Origin of the sequence: Rhodobacter calidifons (assembly GCF_011174775.1) — a bacterium.
Classification (GTDB): Bacteria; Pseudomonadota; Alphaproteobacteria; order Rhodobacterales; family Rhodobacteraceae; genus Tabrizicola; species Tabrizicola calidifons.
Window position 1 is genome coordinate 15,174 of record NZ_JAANHS010000015.1, and the last position, 25,559, is coordinate 40,732.

Genomic DNA, 25,559 nt, shown 5'->3' on the forward strand with positions numbered 1-25,559 from the left:
GGGTCAGGCACCCGCAATCAATGCTTACTGCACACTGGCAAGTGTCTGAAAAAGAAGCCTTGCTGCGCAGCATTCTCGCAGCATTTCACGCTCTTCGCCGCGCAGCGACACCTGGCAGATGGTCAGCGGCCCATAGCGCGGCGGCGCCTGCCATCGAAGCAGCGACACCCAGTAGCGCCACCATGCCGTAACCCGAAAGGGCGGTCCCAAGGGCGAAGCAGCTTGCGGCGATCACGTCGCCTGCAAGCCGTTGCAAGGCCATGAGCGACGCCCCGGCCCCGGGTCGGTCGGCAAGGAGATCCTGAAGATAGGCGATGGGGACAGTCAGCGTCACCGCTCCGCCCACCGCAGCGGGCAGAACCAGCAGCCAGACGAAAGCCGTGCCGGCCAGCACCGGAAGAAGCGCGACATGCAAGCTGTAGAGCAAGGCGCCGACGAAGATCAGCCGGGTCCGGGGGATGCTGCGGGTCAGGCCGGGGATCAGCAGCATGAAGGGCACTTCCAGGCCTGCGACCAGTCCGACATAGAGCGCGACATCCGCGGTGCCGCGGGCAACCGCCGGTGTCATGATCAGAGAGACAATCGCCATGTATACGGTCGATGCGCTGAAGACAGCTCCAAGGGCGATGACCCTGGCGGCGATGCGGGGGCGCGCCATCTCGGCCAATGCGGCGTGGAAGGTGCGGCCGGAGGGGCGGTCCTCCCAAAGCGGTGCTCCGTCACGGGGCCAGAGACGGCACACGCCAAGCAGCATCGCGAAGGCCAGAAGAAGCCCTGCGGGAAAGACCGTGGTGACGGGCGCTCCGGCCGCGAAGACCAGCGACCAGAGGGGAAGCACGACGATGAAGGGAAAGGCGAAGAGCGCGCGGATAACGGCCATGATCCCGTCGCGGTTCTCGGGCGGGTAACGCGTCGCGGCAAGGCGGGCCAGGGCGAAGACCTGGCCGAAGGTGATGCTGCTGATCGGGATCAGCAGCGCCACCGTCAGTGCAAAGATCCAGGGCCCCGGCGCGGCCGTCATGAGAAGAGTGCCGAGAGCCAGCGCCAGCACCGCTACCAGGGTGATCCTCCGTCGTTTCGCGGTCTGGTCGGCGCGGATGCCGCCAATGACCGCGGCCGAGACGGAAGCGATCGAGAAAAGCGCAAGGAGGACGGCGTAGCCATGGTCGCCGAAGCCGAAGCTGTTGACGGCAAGGGTGGAGAGGTAGGGAGCGAACGAGCAGGCAACGGCGCCCTGCAACGTCATGACCAGACCCGCCGCGCGCAGCGCGGGGTCGGTCAGGCAGAGGCGTATTGCGGACATGCGTGCCTGGCTATCCCGGCGGCGCCTCGGCCGCAATATCAGGGGATGACCTTGCCCGGGTTCATCAGGTTCTGCGGGTCGAGCGCCCGTTTCAGCATGCGCATCACGTCCAGCGCGACCGGATCCTTGCGCCGACGCATCGAAGGAAGTTTCGACAGGCCGACGCCATGCTCTGCCGAAAAGCTGCCGCCAAGCTCGGCAACCACATCCTCGATCGCTTCCAGCACCCGGTCCTTGAGTTGGCCCTCGTCGCGGGTCGGATAGGCGGTGAAGTGGAGGTTCCCGTCGCCGAGATGCGCCACGGTGATCGTCCGTGCGCCGGGGTCGAGCGTCTCGACGCGCTGGATGGCGCGGGTCAGAAAGGTATCGACGCGGTCGAGCGGCAGGCAGACGTCGGTATCGACCTCGGGATGCAGGCCAACACCGATCTCGGCCGCCGCCTCGCGCCGGGCCCACATCGCGCGGCGCTGCTGTTCGCTGCGGGCGAGGATGGCGTCGGTAACGAGGCCGGCCTCCATCATCTCGGCGAGGATGGTTTCCAGGGTGAGGACGAGGGGTATGTCGCCGTTCTGGTCTGGGGCGGCCTCTGACGGGACGGTGGTGGCGGCCTCGATCAGGAGGGTAACCTCGGGGATGTGATCGAAGGGCAGGCCAAGGTCGGGGCGGGCCTCGCGCAGGCGTTCGGAGTAGGTGCGCGGCATGAACTCGAAGGCCTCGACCTTGCCGCCGGTGGCTTCCTGCATCCGGTTCAGGAGGATGAGCGCGTCGGGAAGAGAGCGGGCGGCAACAGTGGCGGTAGCGTGGGCTTTCGGCGCGGGAACCAGTTTCATCACGGCGGCAGTAATGATGCCGAGGGTGCCTTCGGCTCCGATGAAAAGGTCCTTCAGATCATAGCCGGAGTTGTCCTTGTGGAGTTCCGACATCAGGTCGAGAATGCGGCCGTCGGGGAGGACGACCTCCAGCCCCAGACAGAGGCCGCGGGTGGATCCGTAGCGGAGAACGTTGGACCCGCCCGCGTTGGTGGAAAGGACCCCGCCCAGCATGGCAGATCCCCGGGCGCCGAACCAGAGAGGGAAGTAAAGTCCTTCCTTTTCGGCGGCTTCGTGAAGGCGGGTGAGGACGACGCCAGCCTCGGCGATCACCAGTTTCGCGTCGCGCTTCACATCACGGATGCGGTTCATCCGTTCGAGGCTGAGGAGGAGACCGCCCTTGGTCATGGTCCCGCCGACCAGGCCGGTGTTGCCGGAAATCGGCACGACGGGCACGCCATGCTGCGCAGCGATCTTCACGCAGGCGGCGATCTCTTCGGTCGATCCGGGGCGGACGACGGCGACAGGCTGGCCTTCGTAGCGGCCCATCCAGTCGCGGGCGTGGCGGGCCATGTCGGGGCCGGTCAGAACGTTGGCGGGGCCAACAGCGGCGGCAAGGTCGGTGAGCATCTCAGCCTTGCGGATAGGCGATCACAGACAGATAGCGCGCGGGCAGTTTGACCAGCGTCTCGGGCCCATGCGGGGCGTCGGCGTCGAAGAACAGGCTGTCGCCGGGTTTCAGCGGATAGACGACATCGCCGTGCCGGTAATCGACCTCGCCTTCCAGCATGTAGAGAAGTTCCAGTCCGTCATGCTGGAAGGCAGGGAAGGTGTCGGATTCGGTGGTCAGGGTGATGATGTAGGGTTCGACCACGACGCCCGAGTTGTTGGACCCGATATGGCCGAGCAGGTGATACTGATGCCCGGCCCGGGTGCCACGGCGTTCGATTTCTACATGCTCTCCGGCTTTCACATGCTGCGCCTCGCGCCGTTCCTCATAGCTGCGGAAGAAGGCCGTCACCGGGACGGAGAAGGCATGGCTGAGGACCTGAAGTGTCGTCAGCGAGGGTGAGGTGTTGCCGTTCTCGATCTTCGACAGCATCCCGATCGACAGGCCCGTGACATTGGCCAGATCGGCCACGGTCATGCCCTGCTGACGGCGGAAATTGCGCACCTCACGGCCGATGGCGGCCTCCAAGTTGCGCTCGCTGATCTCGCGAACGCGGTGGGGGTCCTGGTCAAAGGCTGGTTTGCCGCGAGGAAGGGCTGGGCTGGCGGTGCCATCGGACATGGGGGAACGATCCCGGAGTGAAACTACTGGAAATGGTTTCACTACAGGAAAAACTCTGTCAAGCAAATGCTACCAGACGGAATGCGCCGCTGTCTCGATGGCGTGCAGCAGGCTTTCGGCGCTGGACCGCGGCCCGTAGATCCGCGCAGCTCCGGGGCCGTGCTTGATGAGGTAGACGCCCAGGTGCTCCATCACCGTGCGCGTGGCGTAACCTTCTGGCTTCGAGGGGTAATCCACGTTACAAAGCCGTTCGAGCAGGGGGGCCAGGTCCGGGGCGGCAAGGTCGAAGGCGACCCAGGCGTCGGTCTGTTCGGTGATGCTTGCCGCGTCGCCGAGGGCGGACTTCAGCAGATCGGCGATGAGTTCGTGGCTGGCGAAGGGGGCTTCGACGAACCACATCTCCGGCGTGGTCCAGAAGGCGCTACAGGGACTGCCTTGCTGGTGCAGTGACGGGCCGGGCAGCGGGGCGCCCGCCTTTTCGGCGGCCTTGGCGAGGTCCGCGGCGCGGCCCTTGCGGACGGCGACCGACGCGAGCGCGATGTCAGTGCGTTCGGTGATGGTCAGCGGGCCGTGGGTGACGGACACAGGCTCGCGTTTGCCAAAGGCGGTGAGGGGCTGCAGGCTAGCCACGGAGACGCTCTCCTTCCGGGTCGAACATGTGGGGCGAAATGATCTCGACTTCGGTATCGAGGCCCGCGAGGAGGTTCACGATCCGCATCCTCTGGCCGATCTTCTTGTCGCCCGCCTTCAGATAGCCTAGCGCAATGTCATGGCCGAGGTGCGGCGAGTAGACCTTCGACGTGAGCCAGCCGCCATCGTTCGCCGCAACGGGGGCCGCGCCTTTTTCCAGGAAGTGGCTCCCGGCGGTGAGTTTGGCATTGGGGTCCACGGGCTTGACGCCCACAAGGCGATAGCCGTTTTCGTCGGTGAGGCCTTCGCGTTGCGACAGGACCATGCCGATGGAGTCCTTCTTCTTCGACACCATCCTGCCCAGTCCCATGTTCAGCGCGGTGGACTGTCCGTTGAGTTCGCCGCCTGCGACGTGGCCCTTTTCGACGCGCATGACGCCCAGCGCCTCGGTGCCGTAGACAATGGGGTCGTATTCCGCCCCCCGCGCCAGCATCTCGCGCAGCAGCGCGTCGCCGTAACGGGTTGGCACCGCGATCTCATAGGCCAGTTCGCCCGAGAAGCTGATGCGGAACAGCCGCGCGCGAAGGCCGCCGCAGACCGTGATGTTGCCTGCGGCCATGTAGGGGAAGGCGGCGTCGGAGATGTCCTGATCGACGACTTTCTCCAGCAGTTTCCGCGCATTGGGACCGGCGACCGAGAACTGCGCCCAGGCCTCGGTGGTGGAGATCAGTTGGACGTCCATCTCGGGCCAGAGGCATTGGCGGCAGAATTCCAGGTGGCGGAAGACTGTCACGGCATTGGCCGTGGTGGTGGTCATGACGTATTCATGCTCGCCCATCCGCGCGGTGGTGCCGTCGTCGAAGACGATGCCGTCCTCGCGCAGCATCAGGCCATAGCGGCACTTGCCGACGGGAAGCGTCGAGAAGGTGTTGGCGTAGATGCGGTCGAGGAAGGCCCCGGCGTCGGTGCCCTGGATGTCGATCTTGCCCAGGGTGGTCACGTCGCAGATGCCCACCGACCTGCGGGTCGCCAGCACCTCGCGGTCCACCGATTGCCGCCATTCGGTTTCGCCGGGTTTCGGGATCCATTGGGTGCGCAGCCAGTTGCCGACCTCGACGAAGACCGCGCCCTGTTCCCGCGCCCAGTGATGGGAGGGGGTGAGCCGATAGGGCCTGAATTCCTTGCCCCGCGACCTGCCCGCCAGGACGCCGAGGGCGACCGGCGTGTAGGGCGGGCGGTAGATCGTGGTGCCGGTTTCGGGGATGGAACGCCCGGTGAGTTCGGCCATGATGGCAAGGCCGATGACATTGCCGGTCTTGCCCTGATCGGTCGCCATGCCAAGGGTGGTGTAGCGCTTCAGATGCTCGACGCTGGTGAAGTTCTCCTGTTTCGCCAGCTTCACATCCTTGTCGGTGACATCGTTCTGCTGGTCGATCCACGCGCGGCCCTTGCCATGGGCGACGTGCCACAGCGGGGTGATCCGGATGGGCGCGTCCTCGGCCTCTGGCAGATCGGGACCGATGGAGAGTTCGAGGGCCGCTACGGCAGCGTCCAGCCCGGTCTTCAGTGCGGCATGAGTGGACATCTGGCCAGCCGCCGCCCCGGCGACAAGCAGGCCGGGTGGGCCGTCCCGGCCGGGCACAAAGGCCGTGATGCCGGCGTCGTACACGGGACGGGAGCGATGATGTGAATGAATGTTCACATTCGGATTCCAGCCCCCCGATAGACCGAGTGCATCCACGGCAATTATTTCCGACCGCCCATTCGCTTGGCGAACAGTGATGGACTTCAGGCCAAGCCTTCCGGTGGTGTCGATGACTTCGGCGCCTTGCAGATGGCGGATGCCGGGGAGAAGTTCCCCTGCCTGCCGACTGTCGATCACGGCCACCACATCGACGCCCTTGGCTTGCAGGTCCTTCGCCGTGCGCAAACCGTCGTCGTTGTTGGTGAAGACCGCCACACGCTCGCCCACCTTGACGCCCCAGCGGTTTGCATAGGCGCGCAGGGCGCCGGACAGCATGATGCCGGGGCGGTCGTTGTTTTCAAAGGCGATGGGGCGTTCGGTGGCACCTCCGGCCAGGATCGCGCGGTGGGTGTAGATGCGCCAGAGGATCTGGCGGGGCTTGCCCTTGGCAGGGGTGGGCAGGTGGTCCGAGACCCGCTCGACCGCGCCGTAAATGCCGTGGTCAAAGGCGCCGATGACCGTGGTGCGGGTCATCAGGCGGACGTTGGGCAGGGTGGCGAGTTCGGCAACGGTGGCGGCGGCCCAGTCGGCGCCGGTGGCGTGGCCGACTGTGAAGGTCTCGGCGTTGAGACGGCCGCCCATGCGGAAATCCTCGTCGGCGAGGATGACCCGCTTGCCTGCCCGGCCAGCCGTCAGCGCGGCCATCAGGCCCGCAGGCCCTGCCCCGATGACGAGGAGATCGCAGTGCAGGAAGCCCTTGTCGTAGGCGTCCGGGTCCTCTTCCCGGGTGACCGAGCCAAGGCCCGCGGCGCGGCGGATGATCGGCTCATACAGCTTTTCCCAGAACGACTTGGGCCACATGAAGGTCTTGTAGTAGAAGCCCGCCGCGAAGAAGGTGGACAGCCTGTCGTTGATCCCCATCGCGTCGAAACGGAGGCTGGGCCAGCGATTCTGGCTTTTGGCCTCCAGCCCGTCGAACAGTTCCGCCACCGTGGCGCGGGTGTTCGGTTCCTGCCGCGCACCGGTGCGCAGTTCGACCAGCGCGTTCGGCTCCTCCGATCCGGCCGAGATCGGCCCGCGCGGGCGGTGATACTTGAAGCTGCGGCCCATCAGGCGGACGCCGTTCGCCAGCAGCGCCGAGGCCAGTGTGTCGCCGGGGTGGCCCTGATAGGGCAGGCCGTCGAAGGAAAAGCGCAGCGTCTTCGTGCGGTCGATCTGGCCGCCGGCAATCCGGTGCGACTGGGTCATTTCGTGCGCCCCCGGGCCCGCGCCACATCGCGGGCGAGTTCGACCTTGGTGATCTCGTGCGTCACGGTGTTGCGCGTCACCACCAGCCAAGACCGGTCGCCCTGTTCGTGGTACCAAAGCTCCTGATGTTCGCCCGCCGGGTTGGTCCGCTGGTACAGATAGTCGTGGAAAGCCTCCACGCCTGCGGTCATGCCGTCGGGGCGGTCGATCAGCGAGGCATCGCCGAGATAGACGAATTCCTGCGCGTCGCGCGGGCCGAGGATCGGATGGTGAATAATCATTCGGTTACGCCTTCAGTGCAGGTTCGGGGTCGCGCCTTGCCCCTTTTCATCGATCATCAGCCCCTTGAGGAACCGGTCGAAGCGGTAGGCCCTGGCGGTGATATGTGACTCATCCTTCGCCAGCAGATGCGCAAAGCACCAGCCGCTTGCCGGGGTCGCCTTGAACCCGCCGTAACACCAGCCGCCGTTGAAGTAGAGGCCTTCGATGTGGGTCTTGTCGATGATGGGTGAGCCATCCATCGACATGTCCATGATCCCGCCCCAGGTCCGCAACAGACGCACGCGTCCGATGGCGGGCATGAGCGCCATGCCTCCTTCGGCCACATCCTCGATCACCGGCAGGTTGCCGCGTTGGGCGTAGGAGTTGTAGCCGTCGATGTCGCCGCCGAAGACGAGGCCGCCCTTGTCGGACTGGCTGACGTAGAAATGCCCGGCGCCGAAGGTCATCACACCGTCGATGAGGGGTTTCAGGCCCTCGGAGACGAAGGCTTGCAGGACGTGGGATTCGATGGGCAGGCGCATTCCGGCATGGGCCATGACCTTCGACGACGACCCGGCCACCGCCACGCCGACCTTCTTAGCGCCGATGTAGCCGCGGGTGGTCTCCACCCCCTTGATGCGGCCGTTTTCGATCCGCATCCCGGTGACTTCGCAGTTCTGGATCAGGTCCACGCCGCGTTGGTCGGCCCCGCGTGCATAGCCCCAGGCGACGGCGTCATGCCGCACCGTGCCGCCGCGCGGCTGCATGAGGGCGCCCTTGATCGGAAAGCGGGCGTTGTCGAAGTTGAGCCATGGATACATCTGGCGCACCTCGTCACGCGACAGCAGCCGCGCGTCCGCACCGTGCAGGATCATCGCATTGCCGCGCCTTGTGGCCGCATCCCTTTGCGCATCGGTGTGGATCAGGTTGATGATCCCGCGCTGGCTGACCATGGCGTTGTAGTTGAAGTCCTGCTCCAGCCCCTCCCAGAGTTTCAGGCTGAACTCATAGAAGGGCTCATTGCCATCAAGCAGGTAGTTCGACCGGATGATCGTGGTGTTCCGGCCCACATTCCCGCCGCCGAGATAGCCTTTCTCAAGCACCGCGATCCGCGCCTGACCGAATTCCTTGGCAAGGTAATAGGCCGTGGCAAGCCCGTGGCCGCCGCCGCCGATGATGATGTAATCGTAGTCGGGCTTGGGGTCGGGGTCGCGCCAGACGGGTTTCCAGCCCTTGTGGCCGGTAAGTGCCTCGGCAATGACCCGAAATCCGGAATAGCGCACGACGGTTCTCCTGCTTCCGGGCTGGTTGTAGGCCCGTTCGGGTGCAGGAAGCCGTTGGTTTTCGCCATGCACACCGCAGTTTTCGCCACGGCGCGAGGAAGTGAGCTCAGTGCCGGAAGGCGGCCTCGATGGCCGCAAATGGCGACCAGGGCGGGGGCATGTTGGCGACTTCTTCCTGCGCCCAGGCGAAGAGGACGAGGATGGTGGTAGCGGAGAGGAGCATCTGCATGTTCAGGCCCTGGATACGGTTTGTTCCCGTACCGTTCTGCCCGATTCTGGTTGCCAAGCGGTTAACCATGCGCCCGCAGCTTAAGCGACCAGCGCCTCGGCCTTCTTCAGGTCCACCGACACCAGCTGGCTGACCCCCTGTTCCTGCATCGTCACGCCGAACAGACGGTCCATCCGGGCCATCGTCACCGCATGGTGGGTGATGATGAGAAAGCGGGTGTCGGTGCGGCGGGTCATCTCGTCCAGCAGGTCGCAGAAGCGGGTGACGTTGGCGTCGTCCAGCGGTGCATCAACCTCGTCCAGCACGCAGATCGGGGCGGGGTTGGCCAGAAAGACGCCGAAGATGAGGGCCAGCGCGGTCAGGGTCTGTTCGCCGCCCGACAGCAGGCTGAGCGTCGCCAGCTTCTTCCCCGGCGGCTGGCAGAGGATTTCAAGCCCCGCCTCCAGCGGATCGTCGGATTCGACCAGCACAAGGCGCGCCTCGCCGCCGCCGAAGAGGTGGGTGAAGAGGGTCGAGAAGTTCGCGTTGACCTGCTCGAAGGCGGTCAGCAGACGTTCGCGGCCCTCCTTGTTCAGCCCCGCGATCCCGGCGCGCAGCTTCTTGATGGCTTCCTCAAGGTCGGCCTTTTCGGTCGCCAGCGCGTCATATTCGGCTTCAACAGCCTTGGCATCCTCTTCGGCGCGCAGGTTGACGGCGCCCAGGGCCTCGCGCTGGCGTTTCAGGCGGCTGACATCGTGGTCCAGCGTCTCGGCGTCGGGCATCCGGTCGGGGTCGGTGCGGAGCGAGGTCAGAAGTTCGTCCGGTGTCCGGTCGTCCTCCTCGGCGATGCGTTCGGCGGCCAGAGCCACGCCTTCGCGCGCCGCATCCAGGCGGGCCTCGGCGCGGGCACGGGCTTCGCGCGCCTCTCCAGCTAGACGTTCGGCCTCGCGTTCGGCCATTGCCGCCTCGCGCAAGCTACCCTCGGCCTCGGCCAGTGCATCGGCGGCACGCTTGCGACGCTCCTCCGCCTCGGCGATCGCCTCGACCAGCTCGTCGCGCTTGGCCGCGATCTCCTCCGGCGCCAGCATCGCCTCGGCCAGTTCGTCCTCGGTCTCGGACTTGCGTTCCGCCAGTTCCTCGGTGCGCTTCGCGGCGGTCTCCAGCCGGTGCTTCCACCCCGACAGCTCCTTCACGGCCTCCTGACGCCGCCGGACCCGGGCTTCGCCCTCGCGGCGCACCTCGTCCTGGGCGGAGCGGCGGGTCATCATGGTGATCCGCGCAGCCTCGACGGTGATCCTGGCGGCCTCCACGGCGCCCCGTGCGGCTTCCAGGTCGCCGAGTTCGGCCACCGCGGCCTCGGCCTCCTTAAGCCGGGCACGAGCGGCCATCGCCTCGTCCTCGAACCGGCTGACGGCAAGCCTCGCGGCCTCCAGCTTGCCCCCGGCGATGGAGCGGTCGGCCTCGGCCCGGGCCAGCGCGCGGTTCGCTTCGGCAAGCCGGGCATCGGCGGCCCGGCGCGCGTCGCGGGCGCGTTGATCTGCCGATGCCAGTTCCGCCAGCCGCGCCTGCAACGCCTCATGCGCCTGCCGCGCGCCGTCGGCCCGGGCCGCCACATCCTCCAGGTCGCGCTTCAGCTGCACCAGCCGGTTCAGCTGTTGCAGGCGCAGCGCCGCCGCCGAGGGCGCATCCTCGGCCGCCGCACGGAACCCGTCCCAGCGCCACAGATCGCCCTCGACGCTGACCAACCGCTGGCCGGGCCGAAGGGCGGGTTGGAGTTGAAAGCCCTTTTCACGAGTGACAAGCCCGATCTGGGACAAGCGCCGCGCCAGCACCGCCGGGGCCTTGACCCGGTTGCCCAGCGGCTCGGCGCCCGCAGGCAGGGCCTGGGCATCGTCGTATGGCGCAAGCACCGCCCAGCCCGACCGCGCCTGCCCTTCCACCTCGGGCGCGCGCAGGTCATCGGCCAAGGCCGCACCCAGCGCCTTCTCATGGCCCGGCTCCACCTCAAGTCGGTCGAGCAATTGATGCCCGGCCTGCGCCTCGCGATCCACCAGGCGCGCCAGCGCCGCCACTTCGGCCCGCAGCGCCGACGCTTCGCCCTCTGCCGAGGAACGCGCCGCCCGTGCCTCGGCCTCCTTCCCCTGCGTTTCGGCCCGCGCGGCCTCGGCAGCCTCAAGCGCCGCCTCGGTCGCCTCGCATTCGGCCAGCGCTGCCTCCTGCGCCTCTTCCGCCGCGGCGAAGGCCTCTCCCGCCGCCTCAAGCGCCCCGGAGGCCGAGGCCACCGCCTCGCGGGCCGCAGAGGCCTGCGCCTCCGCCCGCTCCAGCACCGACCGCGTATCGGCCAGCATCCGCTGGGTCGACTGGTGCCGGGCCGCCAGCCGCGCTGCGTCCTCGGTCAGTTCCGCCAGCGCCGCCTCGCGTTCGGCCAGCACCGCCCCGGCCTCGCGCGCGGCCTCGACCGCCTCGGCCAGCTTTTCCTCATGCCCGTCGTGGGCGCGGGCGAGCTGCTCGATCTCCCACTCCAGCCGCTCGATCACCTCTCCCGCGTCGCGGTTCAGACCCGCCTCGCGGTCCATGTCGCGCGAAAGCTGCTCGATCCGGCCCTTCAGCGCGTCGATCTGCGCCAGGGCGCGGGCCTCCTGATCCCCCAGGGCGTCGCGCTGCAAGACCAGCCGTTGCAGGATGGCGCTGGCGATCGCCTCTTCCTCGCGCTTCGGCGGCAGGGCGTCCTCGGCTGCCTCGCGCGCCTTGCCCGCAGCACGTGCCGCCGCCTCGGCCTGATGCTGCGCGATCAGCCGTTCGCGCAGGGCGGCTTCGGCCTGGGATCGCGCCTCGTCCGCCTCGCGCCAGCGCCGCCAGAGAAGCATCCCTTCCGACTTGCGCAGTTCTTCGGAAATTTCGCGGTAGCGCGCCGCCTGCTTGGCCTGCCGGGTCAGGACCGACAGCTGCTGAGCAAGGCTTTCCAGCACGTCATCGACCCGGGTCAGGTTCGTCTCTGCCGCCGACAGCTTCAGCTCCGCCTCGTGCCGCCGCGCATAAAGCCCGCTGATCCCGGCGGCTTCCTCCAGCACCCGGCGGCGGGCCTTGGGCTTGGCGTTGATGAGTTCCGAAATCTGCCCCTGCCGCACCAGCGCCGGAGAATGCGACCCGGTCGAAGCGTCGGCAAACAGCATCTGCACGTCGCGCGCGCGGACGTCCTTGGAGTTGCACCGGTAGGCGGAGCCGGCGTCGCGGGTGATCCGGCGGACGATCTCGATCTGGTCGGCGTCGTTGAAACCTGCGGGGGCAAGGCGGTCGGTGTTGTCGATGACCAGCGCCACTTCGGCAAAGTGCCGCGCGCCCCGGGTCGCCGCGCCGTTGAAGATCACGTCCTCCATCCCGCCGCCGCGCATGGCCGAGGGGCGGTTTTCGCCCATGACCCAGCGCAGCGCCTCCAGCAGGTTGGACTTGCCACAGCCGTTGGGGCCGACCACGCCGGTAAGCCCCTCATGGATCACCAGATCCGTGGGGTCGACAAAGCTCTTGAAGCCGTTGAGGCGAAGGCGGGTCAGGCGCAAGGGGTCACTTCCGAGTCAGGGCTGTGCGATGTTCCCGCCGGGGCACGAAGGAGTCAACCGGGCACCCCGCATCTGGACGGCTGGCCCCGCCTTATCCCCAAGATGTTGCGGCAGGGCTGCTCAGTCCGCGTTCCTTGGTCGTCCGGTCAAGGGGTTCAACAGCGTCTCGACTTGAAATTCGGGCGGGATCCGGTTCCGGTCATCCAAAATCAGATCAGCCATGACCTCGGCCACCTTTGGGGCCATGCCGAAGCCGATCTTGAACCCGCCATTGGCGATGAAATGCCCGGGGCGTCCGGGCCATGCGCCCAAGAGCGGCGCGCGGGTTGCGGCGCGGGGGCGGACCCCGGCCCAGCGGGCGACTACCTCGGCCCCGCGCAGAGCGGGAAGGGCCGCAAGCGCCCTGGCGAGAAGCCCGTCCAGCTGCGCATCGGGGCCGTCGACGGTCCAGCTGTTTTCCGAGGTCGAGCCGATGGCGACGGTGCCGTCGGCATGCGGCACGATGTGCAGGCCGTCGACAAACAGCTGCGGTGCCGCACGGGCGTCAAGGCGCAGCGCCAGCGCCTGCCCCTTGACGCCGGACCCGACCTTGACCCCCAGCGCCCGTGTCAGCTCGGCCAGGCCCGCGATGCCGGTCGCGTGCACGACGATCCCCGCTTCGATCCCTTCGCCCATGACGACCTCGGCGCCGCCGGCCCGCAGCGCCTGCATCAGCGCCTCCAGCGCCAGTCGAGGCGAAAGACGGGCCGAGAGCGTGTCCTTCACCAGCCAGCCCGAGGGCGAAAGCGGCTCCCAATCTATGCCTGTCACCGGGATCACCCGCCAGTCGGCCTGCCCGCGCCAGAAGGTCTGCGCCTCATCCGCCCGGCGGCGAGCGGCGGCGATGGCGGTATCGTCCGCCAGCGGCTGCAAGCGGCCAAGCCGCGCATAGCCCGCGGACAGGCCCGAGGCCGCCTCGACCGCCGCCCACCAGTCGGCGGCCATCAGCAGGCTGTCCAGCTGGAAGGCTTTCTTCGGGTTCCAGGCCTCGGGCACATGCGGCGACAGGGCCCCGACCAGACCGCCCGAGGCCCCGGCACCGGGATATGCCGTCTCGATCAGCCGGACCTTCGCGCCCCGCCGCTGGCAGGCCCAGGCGACCGACAGACCGAAGATCCCTGCTCCGCGTACCGTGACGTCGATGCTTGCCATTCCCCCACCTCAAGCCCATGAACAGGGCAAAGGACTACCCCCGATGACCGCCGCCGAACAGCCCCCCGAAACCGGCCCCGACCTCGACTGGCGTGACGCGCTGATCCCCGTCTCGCGCCGATTCGACGATCCGTATTTCTCGCTGGCCGGCGGGCTGGAGGAAACGCGGCATGTGTTTCTGGCCGGGAACGGGCTGCCCGAACGGCTCCGCGACGGGTTCCATGTCGCCGAACTCGGCTTCGGCACCGGGCTGAACCTGCTGGCGGTGCTGATCGCCCACCGCGGGCCGGGCCATGTCCACTACACCAGTTTCGAGGCCTTCCCGATGTCGGCCGCGGACATGGCGCGGGCGGTCTCGGCCTTCCCCGACCTTGCAGACATCGCAGGCCCCATGCTGCGGCAATGGGAAACCGGGGCGCGGATCCTGCACTTTCCGAACCTCACGGCCCGGATCATCATCGGCGATGCACGCAAGACGCTGCCTGCCTGGGACGGTTGCGCGGATGCCTGGTTCCTTGACGGATTCGCTCCGGCCAGGAACCCCGAACTGTGGTCTGCCGACCTGATGTACGAGGTCGCGCGCCACACAACGCCCGGCGGAACCTTTGCGACCTATACCGCCGCCGGTCATGTCCGCCGCGCGCTGGCCGAGGCCGGGTTCGTGGTCAGCCGCGTGCCGGGTTATGGCCGCAAGCGCCACATGACGGTCGGGCACTTGCCGGGATCAGAGGCCCAGAGCCGTTAGCCGCGCATCCAGCGCCGACCAGTCGGCGACATGCAGCCGCACGACGAGCGTCAGGACGCGCGACCTCCACGCCGCGGGCAGGCGGGCCGCGTCCTTTTCGGTAGTGACCAGCTGCGCCCCGGCTGCCTTGGCCTCGGCCTCCAGCCGCCGAAGCAGCGTGTCGGACAGGGTTTCGTGATCGCACAGCGCCTCGCCCCGGATCAACTCGGCGCCTTCGGCCCGCAACGTGGCGAAGAACCGCGACGGGTCGGCAATGCCAGCGAAGGCAAGAACCCGTTCCCCGGCCCAGTCCATGCCCATGGCGAGGGGCCGCAACGCGCCTCGCAGCCGGGGCAGATGCAGGTCGGCACCCCAGAGGCCATCGAACCGCGCCTGCGCCGAATCCTCGCCGATGGTCAGCACCAGATCGGCGCGGGCAAGGCCGACAGAGACCGGCTCGCGCAGGGGACCGGCGGGAATGCAGCGGCCGTTGCCAAAGCCCCGTGCGGCATCGACCACGACCAGCGCAAGCGCGGGCCTCACCGCCGGGTTCTGGAACCCGTCGTCCAGCAGGATGACCCCGGCCCCTGCCGCCTCGGCCGCGCGGACACCCTCGGCGCGATCCCTGGCCACCCAGACCGGGGCGAAGGCCGACAGCAGCAGCGGCTCGTCCCCGACCTCTGCCGCCCCGTGCCGCGCCGGATCGACCCGGACCGGCCCCTTCAGCCGCCCGCCATAGCCACGGCTGACGACCTGAACCGCATGGCCGCGCGCCGACAGCCGCTCGACCAGGGCGATCACCGTAGGCGTCTTGCCCGCCCCGCCCGCAGTCAGGTTGCCGACACAGATCACCGGGACACGCGGCTGGTAGCCCGGGCGCCGCAACCGCCGCGCCGTGCCTGCCGCATAAAGCCAGCCAAGCGGCGCCAAAAGTCGCGGCAGAAGGCCCAGACGATCCGGCGGCGCCCACCAGAAGCCGGGGGCGCGCATCACTCCTCGCCGTCCATGATGGTGCGGATGCGCTGCATCACGGCCTCGGTCACTTCGGCGCCGTCGCTGGCCACGGTCCAGGCCGCCTGCGCCAGACGGGCCGCGCGGTCGGGTGCCAGAAGATCGCCCAGCGCCTCGCCCAGACCGCTGGCCGAGGCCACCGCCCGCGTCGCCCGCGCCGCCCCCAGCCGGCCCAGCGCCAGCCCCGACTGTCCCGTCTTCGGGCCGTGCAGGATGGCCGAGCCCAGCACGGCCGCCTCCATCGGGTTGCGCACCGGCCCCTTGCCCGACAGGCTTCCGCCCAGAAAGGTGATCGGTGCCAGCCGGTACCACAGCCCGTATTCCGCCGGGTTTTCGACCACCAGGATCTCGGTTTCGGGCTCGGGATCCTCGTCCTTCGCGCGTTCGGCCACAACCCAGGTGCCGGCTTCCTCCAGCGCCGCCGCCAGGGCTGCGGACCGGGAGGGATGTTCCGGCATCAGGATCAGCAGCAGACGGTGCGAATGTTGCAAGGCCAGGCGATGCGCCTGAAGGACGGCCGCTTCTTCGCTTTCGGGAACCCCGGCGGCAAACCAGACCGGCCGCGCCGACAGAAGCTTTGACAGCGCGGCGCGGTCCGATTCGTTGACCGGCAGGACCGGGCTTTCCTCTTCCATCCGCCCGGTCACGGCGACCGCCGACAGGTTGGCGCCCCCCTTGCGAAAGGCCCGCGCGGCGGCCTCGTCCACGGCAAGGATCGCCCGGAAACGGGCAAGGGACTGACGCATCAGCCCCGGATACCAGCTGTCGCGTTCCCGCAGGAAGGCCGGAGCCTTGCCGTTCACCACCACCAACGGGATGTTGCGCTCGGCCGCCTCGTGCATCACCGCCGGGCGCAGCTGGCCACCGGCAAAGACCGCGACTTCGGGGCGCCAGTGGTCCAGGAAGCTGCGCGCGTCTGCCGGATTGTCGGGGGGAGGTTGCTGGATGACCACCCCGGGCAGGTCCGGCCCGGCCTGCGGGGCGGTCAGCAGGACCGGCAGGCCATCCTCCTCCACCAGCCGGCGGGCCAGGGCGCGGACCGGGCTGACCAGCGCCTCGCCCGGCGCGTGCAGCCAGACCAGCCGCCCGGCGGGCCGTGCCGGCAGCTCCAGCACCTCGGTCGGGTCGCGCCTCTGGCCAAGGTTGTAAAGCGTCAGGCCCAGCGAGGCCGCCATGGATCAGTGACCCAGTTCCTCGGTCGCCGAGGCGGGCGCGGATTCGTCGCGCAGCCGGTGGATATGGGCGATAAAATAGCGCATGTGCGCGTTATCGACCGTCCGCTGCGCCTCGCCCTTCCAGGCCCGATAGGCGCTGTCGTAGTCCGGGAACATCCCGACGATATGGATCTGGCTGACATCGCGGAAAACGTTCTTCTGCGGGTCCACCAATTCGCCCCCGAAGACGAGATGCAGGCGTTGGGTCATGATCGGCTCCGTTCGTTGCAGGCGCGGCGAGACTATCCGCTTCGGGAGGCAGGGGGAAGTGAGGCTCGGGTCTTGCGCGGGACGTGATCCGGGGTCACATTCCCTCAGCGCCTTTGGGGCGACGTCGGACCGGAGGAATTGTCGTGGACCTTGATTTCCTGATTGGCTGGCCGGGGGTCTACCTGGCGATCGCGCTCTTCATCATCCTCTGCATCTTCCTTGGCGTGCGGATCGTGCCGCAGTCGGAAAAGCATGTCGTGGAACGCTTCGGTCGGCTGCGGTCGGTGCTGGGCCCAGGGATCAACTTCGTGGTGCCCTTCCTCGACCGGATCGCGCACAAGGTATCCGTGCTGGAACGCCAGCTGCCGAACGCCTCGCAGGACGCCATCACGGCGGACAACGTGCTGGTGAAGGTCGAAACCTCGGTCTTCTACCGCGTGACCGAGCCGGAAAAGACTGTCTACCGGATTCGGGACGTGGACGGGGCGATTGCGACGACGGTGGCGGGGATCGTGCGGTCCGAGATCGGCAAGCTGGAACTGGACCAGGTCCAGTCGAACCGCGCCCAGCTGATCGAGCGCGTGCGCGAGCAGGTCACCGCGATGGTCGATGACTGGGGGGTCGAGGTGACCCGGGCGGAAATCCTGGACGTGAACCTGGACGAGGCGACACGGGCCGCCATGTTGCAGCAGCTGAACGCCGAACGCGCGCGGCGGGCGCAGGTGATGGAGGCCGAGGGCAAGAAGCGGTCGGTCGAGCTTGCCGCCGACGCCGATCTCTACGCCGCCGAGCAGGCCGCCAAGGCGCGGCGCGTGACCGCGGATGCCGAGGCCTATGCGACGGGGGTCATTGCCGCTGCGATCAAGGAGAATGGCCTTGAGGCCGCGCAGTTCCAGGTCGCGCTGAAACAGGTCGAGGCCTTGCAGGCGGTGGCCGTGGGTCAGGGCAAGCAGACGATCCTGGTCCCCGCCAATGCGCTGGAGGCCTTCGGGGATGCGTTCAAGATGCTGAAGGGGCGGGGGGTCTGAGATGCTGACAACATTCGTGGGCACCTGGTGGGCCTGGGTCATCCTGGGCTTCGCGCTGGGCGTCCTGGAAGTCCTGGCGCCGGGCTACATCTTCCTTGGCTTCGCCATCGGGGCGGTGCTGACCGGCGTGCTGGTCGGCATCGGCCTGGCGCCGGGCGGGCTGGCGGCGCTGATCCTGACCTTCGCCGTGCTTTCGGTTCTGGCCTGGCTGATCCTGCGGCGGGCGATCGGTGTGCGCGAGGGGCAGGTGAAGATCTGGGACCGCGACATCAACGACCAGCGCTAGGTGGACTGCACCGGAACCTTGACCGGGACCTTCACCGCGACCACCTTGGGCAAAGGCCGCGCCGGTCGGCGATGCCCCTGTCCTGACCTGTCTGCGGCACGAGAAGTCCGGCCTGCGCTGGCCGGGGCTTCGGGATCGGCCAACTCAGGTTCGACGTGCTCCATCTGCGTCGGCTTGCCCGAATTCCTCGGCGAGGGCCAGAGCCAGCGTTTTCCATCCCGGCGTCGTGCGGTGGCTGTCGTTCGCGATCCGGGCGATTTGGTCGCGATCGCGCCGGGAGAACCGGCGCAGATCGGTTCGCTTCGGCGGGACCTGACGGAGAAGGCTGTCTCTGATATACGTGGATCCGCGCTGCCAGGGTGCGTGGGGGTCCAATGACGATCTACATCGATGCCGATGCCTGCCCGGTGAAGGGGGAGGCCGAAACGGTTGCCACCCGGCACAAGGTGCGGATGGTGGTGGTGTCGAACGGGGGGATCAGACCGTCGCGAAACCCGCTTGTCGAGAGCGTCTTCGTCTCCAGCGGTCCGGACGAGGCGGACAAATACATCGCCGAGGCCTGCGGGCCGGGAGATGTGGTTGTCACAGGTGACATTCCGCTGGCGGCGAAATGCGTAGGCAAGGGGGCGCGGGTGGTGAAGCACAACGGCGAGGAGCTGACGGCGGCCAATGTCGGGATGGCGCTGGCAACGCGGGATCTGATGCAGGATCTGCGTGCGGCCGATCCGTTCCGGCAGGGGGGCGGGAAGATGTTTTCCCGGGCCGACCGGAGCCAGTTTCTGGATGTGCTGGATCGGGTCGTGCGCGCGGCGGGGCGGGGGGCCTGACCAGTCGGATCGGTGGTCGGGTGCGGCGGCAGCCGTCATTCCCATTGATTCGGGCTTCTCTTTTCGAAGCGCGACGATACGGGAAGCGGGGGCGCCGCTTTCATGGGGACGACAGGTCGGCACAGGAGGGACGGGGCACACCCGCGCGCCGTGGTGGCTCCTCATGCGCCTTCGGCTTCTCGTCGCAGGGCGCCCCGGCGAGGAGTGTTTGAAGGGCTTCGACGAGCGGTCCCGCAACGCGGAACCGGCGGCCCTTGCGGACCGCCGGCTTGCATGTCTTGACCGCGACCGGCTAGTGCAGCCGCGCTTCGACTTCGGCAATAGCCTCGTCAATGGAGGCCGAGGCGGCCTCGGCGGTCATCTGTCTGGACAGCACGTCGCCCGCGGCCGCCACGGCCACAGCGACGGCCTGTTCGCGGACCTGACGGATCGCATTGGCTTCGGCCGAGGCGATCTGTTCGTTCGCAGCGGCCAGACGACGGGCGATTGCGGCCTTGAGATCCTCTTTCGCCTGGGCCGCGGCGGCCATCGCCTCGTCCCTTGCGGCGCTGACGATGCGGTCGGCCTGTTCCTGCACTTCCTTCTGGCGCCGTTCATAGGTCGCGAGGATCGACTTGGCTTCCTCGCGCAGGGCGCGGGCCTCGTCGAGTTCGGCCTTGATCGCCGCCGCGCGGGCATCGAGCATGCCGGTGATCTTCGCGGGCACCTTCATGTAGATGAGGATGCCGATGAAGGCGATGAAGGCGATCAGAACCACGAAATTGGTGTTCTGAAGCGAGAAGAACGGACCCGAGGCCGCCATCGCAGGCGAGGCGAGCAGGGTCAGGAGGATGGAGAGCTTCTTCATCGCCTTACCCTTTCAGCCGCGCCGCGACCGCAGCGGTCACGGTATCCGCATCTGCCTTCGCCCCAAGCGCTGCCACCAGTTCGACGGCAACCTCCCTCGCCACTTCGGCCACCGCAGCGGCGGCACCGTCGCGGATTGCGGCGATGGTCCTTTCCGACTCCGCCGCCTTGGCCGCGATCTCGGCATCGGCCTTCGCAGTTGCGGCGTCGACGTCCTTCTGGATCTCGGCTCTGGCCTGCGCCACGATCTTGGCCGCCTCGCTGCGGGCATTGGCCAGCGCCTCGTTATAGGCCTTCTCGGCCTCGACGGCCTTCTGCTTAAGCTCTTCGGCTGCGGCAAGGTCGTTGGTGATCGTGCTTTTCCGGTCCGCCAGGACCGCGGCGATGCGCGGCAGGGCGACCTTCGACAGCACGAGATAGATCACGACCAGCGTGACCAGAAGCCAGAAGATCTGGTTCGGCCAGGTGGAAAAATCGAGCTGCGGCATGCCCACAGCCTGTCCCGCCTCGCCATGTGCTTCGGTTGCCATGTGGCCTCTCCTGAACTTTTGGAACCTGGGCCGGGGCTGTGCCCGGCCCGGATGTCAGCCCAAAAGGATCAGACGGCGAACATCAGCAGAAGCGCGATCAGGAACGAGAAGATCCCAAGCGCTTCGGCGAAGGCGATGCCGACGAAGAGGTTGGCGGTCTGCGACGGTGCCGCCGACGGGTTGCGCAGGGCACCGGCCAGAAAGTTCCCGGCGATGTTGCCCACGCCGATCCCGGCGCCGCCCAGACCGAAGGCGGCCAGACCGGCGCCGATGTATTTGCCCATGAGAGCGAGTTCGCCTTCCATGATAGTCTCCTGTGAAGGTAAGGGTTGTCGTTGGGTGGAACCTTAGTGATGCGCCTCGTCGACAGCGTCGCGCAGATACACGCAGGTCAGGATGGTAAAGACATAGGCCTGCACGGCGGCGACCAGCACCTCAAGCCCGTACATGGCGACGATGGCCGCGATCGGCACGACCGAAGCCACGCCCATCGCCCCGGCAAAGCCCGCAAAGACCTTGATCACGGCGTGTCCGGCCAGCAGGTTGCCCCCCAGTCGCACCGAGTGCGACACGGGCCGCACGAAATAGGACACCACCTCGATCACCGCAAGGATCGGGCGCAGCGCCAGGGGCGCCGAGGTGACCCAGAACATGGCAAGGAAACCAACGCCCTTGCGATACAGACCGACCAGCGTGACGGTCAGGAACACCAGCAGCGCCAGCACCGCCGTGACGGCGATGTGCGAGGTGGTGGTGAAGGACATCGGGATCAGGCCCAGCATGTTCGACAGGAAGACGAACATGAACAGCGTCATGATGTAGGGAAAGAACTTCAGCCCTTCGTGGCCTGCCACATCCTCGACCATCTTGTGGATGAAGCCATAGAACAGCTCTGCCACCGACTGCCCGCGCGAGGGCACCCTTGCGCCGCGGCGGGTCGACAGGACCAGAAGCGCAATCATCGCCAGCACGGCGATGCCCATCCAGAGCGTGACGTTGGTCGGCGTGTACCAATGCACCGGGCCATCGCCGAACAGCGGCTTGACCACGAACTGATCCATCGGGTGGATCTGAAGCCCGCTGCCGTGTTCTTCCGTCGCCATCGTCAGTTCCCTTCCTTCTGGGCCTTCTCGGCCTGTCGTCCCAGTTCCCGCGCCGAGCCGAGCATGGTCTTGATGCCCGCCGCGAAGCCGAAGAGCGAGAAGATCACCAGGAAGACCGGCAGCGTGCCGAACAGCACATCCAGCCCGTAACCGATGGCGGACCCCAGCATGATGCCGGTCGCCAGCTCGATCACCATCCTCCAGGCCACCTCGCCCTGCGAGAAACCCTTGGCCGTGGCGGTCTGCGGCGGCGCGTCCTTTCCTTTCGCCTGCTTCAGCTTCTCTTCCAGAGCCTTCAGCCGGTCGGGATCGGGGTCGGACGTCATCGGACAGGTCCTTTCACGGTCGCGGCGGTTCTACGGAGCGGGGGGGCCAGAGTCAAGCGCGCATGGAGAGGTGCAAGCTATTGGAAACGCGTGACTTTGCTGCGGTCGGTCCGGCGCTGTGGCCGTGGCCAGGTGCTTTTGCATATTCAACCCCGCGGTTGACGATCGCCCGGGGCCGCAGGATAGTCCGCGCATGACCGACCGACTGGACGCCGTCTTTGCCGCCCTTGCCGACCCGACGCGGCGCGCGATTCTGGCCATGCTGCTGGAGGATGACATGGCGGTGACCGACGTGGCCGAGCCCTTCGCGATGAGCCTTGCGGCGATTTCCAAGCACCTGACGGTCCTGTCCGAGGCGGGCCTCATCAGCCGTGAAAGGCGCGGCCGGGTGATCTGGTGCAAGCTGGAGCCCGAGGCGATGCGCGAGGCCTCGGTCTGGATGCGCGCCTTCGGGCAGGTCGATCCGCTGGACCTCGACGCTTTCGAGCGGTTCCTGGCGCAGGAGCTGTCCGAGGAAGACTAACGCCGTCGCCGCCAGTCGCGCCAGCGGCGGGCCCAGCGTTGTGTCAGGCGACGGCCCCGGATGATGAAAGCCGAGATCGGTCCGCGCAGCCGGGGCATGTCGATGGCCAGAAGCAGCAGACCTGCGGGCAGCATCCAGAGCCCGAGGATCGGCAGGAACCAGAACAGCCCGCCGATGGTCAGAAGGATCGCCAGCGGAAAGCGGACCGGAAACCAACTGTCGCGGCGCAGGCGCAGCAGCGGGGCCCGCAGCAGCGGGACGATTCGCTCCAGGGCATGGAACTGCCGGTGAAATCTGCGTTCGCGCCGTGTCATCCCGAACCGTCAAATGCCATGATCCCATGACGGCTGTGCGACAGGCGCGTTACGACAACAAGACGGGGCAGGTCAGTCGCGGCTCTGCCGCCAGCGCCGCATCCAGCGCCGGGCTGCGTGCCGCCCCCGGATCACCAGCGCCGAGATCGGCCCGCGCAGGATGGGCAGGTCCACCGCCAGAAGGAGAAGGCCGAGGGGCAGCATCCAGATGCCGAGGACCGGCAGGAAGGACAGGACGCCGCCCGCGATCAGGGCGATGGCAACGGGAAAGCGGATCGGAAACCAGCTGTCGCGGCGCAGCGTGGACATCGGCCCGCGCAGGGGCGGGACGAGGCGCCCGATGGCGTCGAACTGGCGTTGAAACCGGCGTTCCCGTCTGTGCTGTGCGGCCATCGGATAAAGATGGGAAGCGATGGCAGTGCTTCAAGTCACCGACCGCGTGGCCAGGCCCAATCCGCCGGGCGCCGAAATCTTGGAAGATTTCGGACCGGAGCCTTTGAAGGCTCCGATCCGATTTCTTCGAAGAAATCGGTCAGCCGTCCACCCGGATGCGGGCGTTTGTCGGATCGAAGGGGCTGTCCTCGGTCACCACCGCATCCCATTCCTTCAGCTGGATCTTGACCTTCAGCTTCTGGCCGGGTTCCGCAAGGGCAGCCGGCACATAGCCCATGCCGATCTGCTTTCCGAAGGCCACGGAATAACCTCCCGAGGTCAGACGGCCGACCTTGATGCCGTCGTGGAAGATCGCCTCTTTCCCCCAGGGGTCGGTATCATCGGGTCCGTCGATCAGCAGCGTCACGCATCTGAAGCGGATGCCGGTCTCCAGCACCTTCGCCTTGCCGCGGAAGTCCTTCGAGAGGTCCACGAAGCGGTCGAGCCCGGCCTCCAGGGGCGTCGCGTCGCGGCCAAGCTCGGACCCGAAGGCGCGGTAGCTCTTTTCCTGCCGCAGCCAGTTCTGGGCGCGGGCGCCGACGCCTTTCAACCCGTGCTTCTCGCCGACCTGCCAGATCAGGTCCCAGAGGTAGCGGCCGAATTCGATCGGGTAGTGCAGTTCCCAGCCAAGCTCGCCCGTATAGGCCACGCGGACGGCGCGGACCGGGCACATGCCCAGTTCGATGTCGCGACAGGAAAGCCAGGGGAAGCGCTTGTTGCCCAGCATCGTGTCCGTTTCGGCGTCCTTGACGATCTCCTTCAGCAGGGCGCGGCTGTTCGGACCGGCCAGCGCATAGACGCCCCATTGCGTCGTCACGTCATGGATGTCGATGTAACCGCCGCCCTGCGCCATCCAGTTCTCGGCCGATTTCAGCAGGAAGTCAGCGTCATAGGCCGTCCATGCTCCGGCGGAGATCAGGTAGTAATCGTCCTGTTTCAGGCGGACGATGGTATATTCGGTGCGCACCGTGCCGTGGTCGGTCAGGGCATAGGTCAGGTTGATCCGGCCCACGTTTGGCAACTTGTTGCAGGTGAAGTGGTCGAGGAAGGCCGTGGCGCCCGGCCCGCGCACCAGATGCTTGGTGAAGGCCGAGGCGTCGATGATGCCGACGGTGCTGCGGACGGCTTCCGCCTCGGCCTTGGCATAGGGCCACCAGGTGCCACGGCGGAACGACCGGCCATTGTGGTCGAAGTCGGCCGGGGCGTCCTTCGGGCCGTAGTAGTTCGGGCGTTCCCAGCCGTTCACCTGGCCGAACTGCGCGCCCATCTCCTTCTGACGGTCATAGGCGGGGGCGGTGCGCAGCGGGCGGCAGGCTTCGCGTTCCTCGTCGGGGTGGTGCAGGATGAAGACGTGGTCGTAGCACTCCTCGTTCTTGCGGCTGGCGTATTCCGTGGTCATCCAGCCGCCGAAACGCTTGGGGTCGAGCGAGGCCATGTCGATCTCGGCTTCGCCTTCCGTCATCAGCTGGGCGAGGTAGTATCCCGTGCCGCCAGCTGCCGTAATGCCGAAGCTGAAGCCTTCCGCCAGCCACATGTTGCGCAGACCCGGGGCGGGGCCGACGAGCGGGTTGCCGTCGGGGGTATAGCAGATCGGGCCGTTGTAATCGTCCTTGAGGCCCACGGTTTCCGAGGAGGGGATCCGGTGGATGAAGGACATGTATTCCGCCTCGATCCGCTCCAGATCGAGCGGGAAGAGGTCAGCGCGGAAGCTGTCGGGGACGCCATACTGAAAGCGCGCCGGGGCGCCCTTTTCGTAGGGCCCGAGGATCCAGCCGCCGCGTTCCTCGCGGACATACCACTTGGCGTCGGCATCGCGCAGGACCGGGTGCTGCGGGTTCGACTTGCGCCATTCGACCAGCGCCGGGTCGGGCTCGGTCACGATATACTGGTGTTCGACCGGGATCGCCGGGGTCTTGATCCCCAGAAGCCGCGCGGTGCGCTGGGCGTGGTTGCCGGTGGCGGTGACGACATGTTCGGCGGTGATGTCGAAGCGGTCGTCGGTGGCGATCAGCATGCCGCCCTTGTCTTCCAGCCGGGTGCAGGAGACGATCCATTCCGATCCGGTCCAGCGGTAGCCATCGACCTGGATCTTGCGTTCGATCGTCGCGCCCAGTTGCCGCGCGCCCTTGGCCATGGCCTGGGTCACGTCGGCCGGATTGATGTAACCGTCCTGCGGGTGGTAGAGCGCGCCGATCAGGTCCTCGGTGCGGACCAGCGGCCAGCGGTCCTTGATTTCCTTCGGTGTCAGGAATTCGTGATAGACCCCGGCGGTTTCGGCCACCGAGGAATAGAGCATGTATTCGTCCATCCGCGCCTGGGTCTGCGCCATGCGCAGGTTGCCCACGACGTAGAAGCCGGGGTTCAGTCCCGTTTCGGCCTCCAGCCCCTTGTAGAAATCCACCGAATACTTGTGGATATGGGTCGTGGCGTAGCTCATGTTGAACAGCGGCAGAAGGCCCGCGGCGTGCCAGGTGGAGCCCGCAGTCAGCTCGTCCCGTTCCACGAGCATCGTGTCCCAACCGGCCTTGGCGAGGTGATAGGCGATCCCGGTGCCGACTGCGCCGCCGCCGACGACAAGGGCTTTGACATGGGTCTTCATGGAGGGGACTCCCGCAAAAGGTCTGCCTCTATCTGCCAGAGCGGCGGGAATGCGGGCAAGTCCACCCGACCTTTGGCGTCAGAAAACGACATGGGGACATGTCGCGCCGAAGTCTTGCCGC

25 protein-coding genes are annotated in these 25,559 nt (G+C 67.3%); 5 read left to right on the forward strand and 20 right to left on the reverse strand.

Annotated features, from left to right (window positions below; translation table 11 throughout):
• Positions 1-85: 85 nt before the first annotated feature.
• The 9 genes from G8O29_RS15220 to G8O29_RS15260 form a co-directional block, all read right to left on the reverse strand.
• Complete coding sequence (locus G8O29_RS15220; protein WP_166404079.1) at positions 86-1,303, reverse strand: MFS transporter; 1,218 nt, start codon at positions 1,301-1,303, stop codon at positions 86-88.
• Positions 1,304-1,341: 38 nt separating this feature from the next.
• A complete protein-coding gene (locus G8O29_RS15225) occupies positions 1,342-2,742 on the reverse strand; it encodes an FAD-binding oxidoreductase (RefSeq protein WP_166404080.1) in 1,401 nt (466 codons plus the stop codon).
• A 1-nt stretch (position 2,743) separates the two neighbouring features.
• A complete protein-coding gene (locus tag G8O29_RS15230) occupies positions 2,744-3,403 on the reverse strand; it encodes a helix-turn-helix domain-containing protein (RefSeq protein ID WP_166404081.1) in 660 nt (219 codons plus the stop codon).
• Positions 3,404-3,472: 69 nt separating this feature from the next.
• Positions 3,473-4,033 carry a sarcosine oxidase subunit gamma gene (locus G8O29_RS15235; protein ID WP_166404082.1) on the reverse strand — a complete coding sequence of 187 codons (561 nt, stop codon included), beginning with the start codon at positions 4,031-4,033 and terminating at the stop codon, positions 3,473-3,475.
• Positions 4,026-6,965: a sarcosine oxidase subunit alpha family protein gene (locus G8O29_RS15240; protein WP_166404083.1), complete on the reverse strand. Its 2,940-nt coding sequence runs from the start codon at positions 6,963-6,965 to the stop codon at positions 4,026-4,028. The genes G8O29_RS15235 and G8O29_RS15240 overlap by 8 nt, the downstream gene beginning before the upstream one ends.
• Positions 6,962-7,246 (reverse strand): sarcosine oxidase subunit delta, encoded by a 285-nt coding sequence (locus G8O29_RS15245; protein WP_149076902.1) that lies wholly within the window; start codon positions 7,244-7,246, stop codon positions 6,962-6,964. The genes G8O29_RS15240 and G8O29_RS15245 overlap by 4 nt, the downstream gene beginning before the upstream one ends.
• A 12-nt stretch (positions 7,247-7,258) precedes the next feature.
• A complete protein-coding gene (locus tag G8O29_RS15250; protein WP_166404084.1) occupies positions 7,259-8,509 on the reverse strand; it encodes a sarcosine oxidase subunit beta family protein in 1,251 nt (416 codons plus the stop codon).
• Between the two features lie 309 nt (positions 8,510-8,818).
• Positions 8,819-12,274, reverse strand: a complete 3,456-nt coding sequence (gene smc / locus G8O29_RS15255; protein ID WP_166404085.1) for a chromosome segregation protein SMC — start codon at positions 12,272-12,274, stop codon at positions 8,819-8,821.
• A 120-nt stretch (positions 12,275-12,394) separates the two neighbouring features.
• Entirely contained in the window at positions 12,395-13,465 is a 1,071-nt protein-coding gene (locus G8O29_RS15260) for an NAD(P)/FAD-dependent oxidoreductase (RefSeq protein ID WP_166404086.1), read from the reverse strand.
• A 43-nt stretch (positions 13,466-13,508) separates the two neighbouring features.
• Here G8O29_RS15260 and mnmC2 point away from each other — a divergent pair, with 43 nt between their 5' ends.
• Complete coding sequence (gene mnmC2 / locus G8O29_RS15265) at positions 13,509-14,210, forward strand: tRNA (5-methylaminomethyl-2-thiouridine)(34)-methyltransferase MnmC2 (RefSeq protein ID WP_242679132.1); 702 nt, start codon at positions 13,509-13,511, stop codon at positions 14,208-14,210.
• Here mnmC2 and lpxK read toward each other — a convergent pair.
• Genes lpxK through G8O29_RS15280 form a run of 3 tightly spaced genes read right to left on the reverse strand, consistent with a single transcriptional unit; the run spans position 14,190 to position 16,624 of the window.
• Positions 14,190-15,179 (reverse strand): tetraacyldisaccharide 4'-kinase, encoded by a 990-nt coding sequence (lpxK, locus tag G8O29_RS15270; protein WP_166404088.1) that lies wholly within the window; start codon positions 15,177-15,179, stop codon positions 14,190-14,192. The two genes, mnmC2 and lpxK, sit on opposite strands and share 21 nt — an antisense overlap.
• Positions 15,179-16,375 (reverse strand): 3-deoxy-D-manno-octulosonic acid transferase, encoded by a 1,197-nt coding sequence (locus tag G8O29_RS18730; protein WP_166404089.1) that lies wholly within the window; start codon positions 16,373-16,375, stop codon positions 15,179-15,181. Before G8O29_RS18730 ends, lpxK begins: the two co-directional genes overlap by 1 nt.
• A 3-nt stretch (positions 16,376-16,378) precedes the next feature.
• Entirely contained in the window at positions 16,379-16,624 is a 246-nt protein-coding gene (locus G8O29_RS15280) for a DUF4170 domain-containing protein (protein WP_166404090.1), read from the reverse strand.
• A 143-nt stretch (positions 16,625-16,767) separates the two neighbouring features.
• On the opposite strand from G8O29_RS15280, the gene G8O29_RS15285 reads away from it, so the two are divergent.
• The 3 genes from G8O29_RS15285 to G8O29_RS15295 all read left to right on the forward strand — a co-directional run bounded on the left by G8O29_RS15285 (position 16,768) and on the right by G8O29_RS15295 (position 18,765).
• Positions 16,768-17,652, forward strand: a complete 885-nt coding sequence (locus G8O29_RS15285) for an SPFH domain-containing protein (protein WP_166404091.1) — start codon at positions 16,768-16,770, stop codon at positions 17,650-17,652.
• A gap of 1 nt (position 17,653) precedes the next feature.
• On the forward strand, positions 17,654-17,938 hold the full coding sequence (locus G8O29_RS15290) for an NfeD family protein (RefSeq protein WP_166404092.1): 285 nt from the start codon (positions 17,654-17,656) through the stop codon (positions 17,936-17,938).
• Between the two features lie 374 nt (positions 17,939-18,312).
• Positions 18,313-18,765, forward strand: a complete 453-nt coding sequence (locus G8O29_RS15295; protein ID WP_166404093.1) for a YaiI/YqxD family protein — start codon at positions 18,313-18,315, stop codon at positions 18,763-18,765.
• A 292-nt stretch (positions 18,766-19,057) separates the two neighbouring features.
• Here the strand turns inward: G8O29_RS15295 and G8O29_RS15300 are convergent, their stop codons facing one another.
• The 5 genes from G8O29_RS15300 to G8O29_RS15320 all read right to left on the reverse strand — a co-directional run bounded on the left by G8O29_RS15300 (position 19,058) and on the right by G8O29_RS15320 (position 21,570).
• The gene (locus tag G8O29_RS15300; RefSeq protein ID WP_166404094.1) at positions 19,058-19,612 is read right to left on the reverse strand and encodes a F0F1 ATP synthase subunit B; all 555 of its coding nucleotides are present in this window, start codon (positions 19,610-19,612) and stop codon (positions 19,058-19,060) included.
• A 4-nt stretch (positions 19,613-19,616) separates the two neighbouring features.
• The gene (locus G8O29_RS15305) at positions 19,617-20,141 is read right to left on the reverse strand and encodes a F0F1 ATP synthase subunit B' (protein ID WP_166404095.1); all 525 of its coding nucleotides are present in this window, start codon (positions 20,139-20,141) and stop codon (positions 19,617-19,619) included.
• 68 nt (positions 20,142-20,209) lie between these two features.
• On the reverse strand, positions 20,210-20,446 hold the full coding sequence (locus tag G8O29_RS15310) for a F0F1 ATP synthase subunit C (RefSeq protein ID WP_166404096.1): 237 nt from the start codon (positions 20,444-20,446) through the stop codon (positions 20,210-20,212).
• A 42-nt stretch (positions 20,447-20,488) separates the two neighbouring features.
• On the reverse strand, positions 20,489-21,244 hold the full coding sequence (locus G8O29_RS15315; protein WP_166404097.1) for a F0F1 ATP synthase subunit A: 756 nt from the start codon (positions 21,242-21,244) through the stop codon (positions 20,489-20,491).
• Positions 21,245-21,246: 2 nt separating this feature from the next.
• The gene (locus G8O29_RS15320; protein ID WP_166404098.1) at positions 21,247-21,570 is read right to left on the reverse strand and encodes an AtpZ/AtpI family protein; all 324 of its coding nucleotides are present in this window, start codon (positions 21,568-21,570) and stop codon (positions 21,247-21,249) included.
• Positions 21,571-21,763: 193 nt separating this feature from the next.
• Between G8O29_RS15320 and G8O29_RS15325 the strand changes: the two genes are divergently transcribed.
• Positions 21,764-22,093 (forward strand): ArsR/SmtB family transcription factor, encoded by a 330-nt coding sequence (locus G8O29_RS15325; RefSeq protein WP_166404099.1) that lies wholly within the window; start codon positions 21,764-21,766, stop codon positions 22,091-22,093.
• On the opposite strand, the gene G8O29_RS15330 is transcribed toward G8O29_RS15325, so the two are convergent.
• From G8O29_RS15330 to G8O29_RS15340, 3 genes are all read right to left on the reverse strand, one after another.
• Entirely contained in the window at positions 22,090-22,407 is a 318-nt protein-coding gene (locus tag G8O29_RS15330) for a hypothetical protein (protein WP_166404100.1), read from the reverse strand. The two genes, G8O29_RS15325 and G8O29_RS15330, sit on opposite strands and share 4 nt — an antisense overlap.
• Positions 22,408-22,479: 72 nt before the next feature.
• Complete coding sequence (locus G8O29_RS15335) at positions 22,480-22,800, reverse strand: hypothetical protein (RefSeq protein ID WP_166404101.1); 321 nt, start codon at positions 22,798-22,800, stop codon at positions 22,480-22,482.
• 139 nt (positions 22,801-22,939) lie between these two features.
• Complete coding sequence (locus G8O29_RS15340; RefSeq protein WP_166404102.1) at positions 22,940-25,438, reverse strand: GcvT family protein; 2,499 nt, start codon at positions 25,436-25,438, stop codon at positions 22,940-22,942.
• Positions 25,439-25,559: the final 121 nt, after the last annotated feature.

Coding starts and splice junctions, on each gene's coding strand:
- G8O29_RS15310 (WP_166404096.1), bottom strand. CDS start 20,446: ATGGAAGGCGAACTCGCTCTCATGGGCAAATACATCGGCGCCGGTCTG.
- G8O29_RS15225 (WP_166404080.1), bottom strand. CDS start 2,742: ATGCTCACCGACCTTGCCGCCGCTGTTGGCCCCGCCAACGTTCTGACC.
- G8O29_RS15340 (WP_166404102.1), bottom strand. CDS start 25,438: ATGAAGACCCATGTCAAAGCCCTTGTCGTCGGCGGCGGCGCAGTCGGC.
- G8O29_RS15220 (WP_166404079.1), bottom strand. CDS start 1,303: ATGTCCGCAATACGCCTCTGCCTGACCGACCCCGCGCTGCGCGCGGCG.
- G8O29_RS15305 (WP_166404095.1), bottom strand. CDS start 20,141: ATGGCAACCGAAGCACATGGCGAGGCGGGACAGGCTGTGGGCATGCCG.
- G8O29_RS15325 (WP_166404099.1), top strand. CDS start 21,764: ATGACCGACCGACTGGACGCCGTCTTTGCCGCCCTTGCCGACCCGACG.
- lpxK (WP_166404088.1), bottom strand. CDS start 15,179: ATGCGCGCCCCCGGCTTCTGGTGGGCGCCGCCGGATCGTCTGGGCCTT.
- mnmC2 (WP_242679132.1), top strand. CDS start 13,509: ATGACCGCCGCCGAACAGCCCCCCGAAACCGGCCCCGACCTCGACTGG.
- G8O29_RS15330 (WP_166404100.1), bottom strand. CDS start 22,407: ATGACACGGCGCGAACGCAGATTTCACCGGCAGTTCCATGCCCTGGAG.
- G8O29_RS15295 (WP_166404093.1), top strand. CDS start 18,313: ATGACGATCTACATCGATGCCGATGCCTGCCCGGTGAAGGGGGAGGCC.
- G8O29_RS15240 (WP_166404083.1), bottom strand. CDS start 6,965: ATGACCCAGTCGCACCGGATTGCCGGCGGCCAGATCGACCGCACGAAG.
- G8O29_RS15290 (WP_166404092.1), top strand. CDS start 17,654: ATGCTGACAACATTCGTGGGCACCTGGTGGGCCTGGGTCATCCTGGGC.
- G8O29_RS18730 (WP_166404089.1), bottom strand. CDS start 16,375: ATGGCGGCCTCGCTGGGCCTGACGCTTTACAACCTTGGCCAGAGGCGC.
- G8O29_RS15315 (WP_166404097.1), bottom strand. CDS start 21,244: ATGGCGACGGAAGAACACGGCAGCGGGCTTCAGATCCACCCGATGGAT.
- G8O29_RS15230 (WP_166404081.1), bottom strand. CDS start 3,403: ATGTCCGATGGCACCGCCAGCCCAGCCCTTCCTCGCGGCAAACCAGCC.
- G8O29_RS15245 (WP_149076902.1), bottom strand. CDS start 7,246: ATGATTATTCACCATCCGATCCTCGGCCCGCGCGACGCGCAGGAATTC.
- G8O29_RS15260 (WP_166404086.1), bottom strand. CDS start 13,465: ATGGCAAGCATCGACGTCACGGTACGCGGAGCAGGGATCTTCGGTCTG.
- G8O29_RS15300 (WP_166404094.1), bottom strand. CDS start 19,612: ATGAAGAAGCTCTCCATCCTCCTGACCCTGCTCGCCTCGCCTGCGATG.
- G8O29_RS15335 (WP_166404101.1), bottom strand. CDS start 22,800: ATGGCCGCACAGCACAGACGGGAACGCCGGTTTCAACGCCAGTTCGAC.
- G8O29_RS15320 (WP_166404098.1), bottom strand. CDS start 21,570: ATGACGTCCGACCCCGATCCCGACCGGCTGAAGGCTCTGGAAGAGAAG.
- G8O29_RS15280 (WP_166404090.1), bottom strand. CDS start 16,624: ATGACCCAACGCCTGCATCTCGTCTTCGGGGGCGAATTGGTGGACCCG.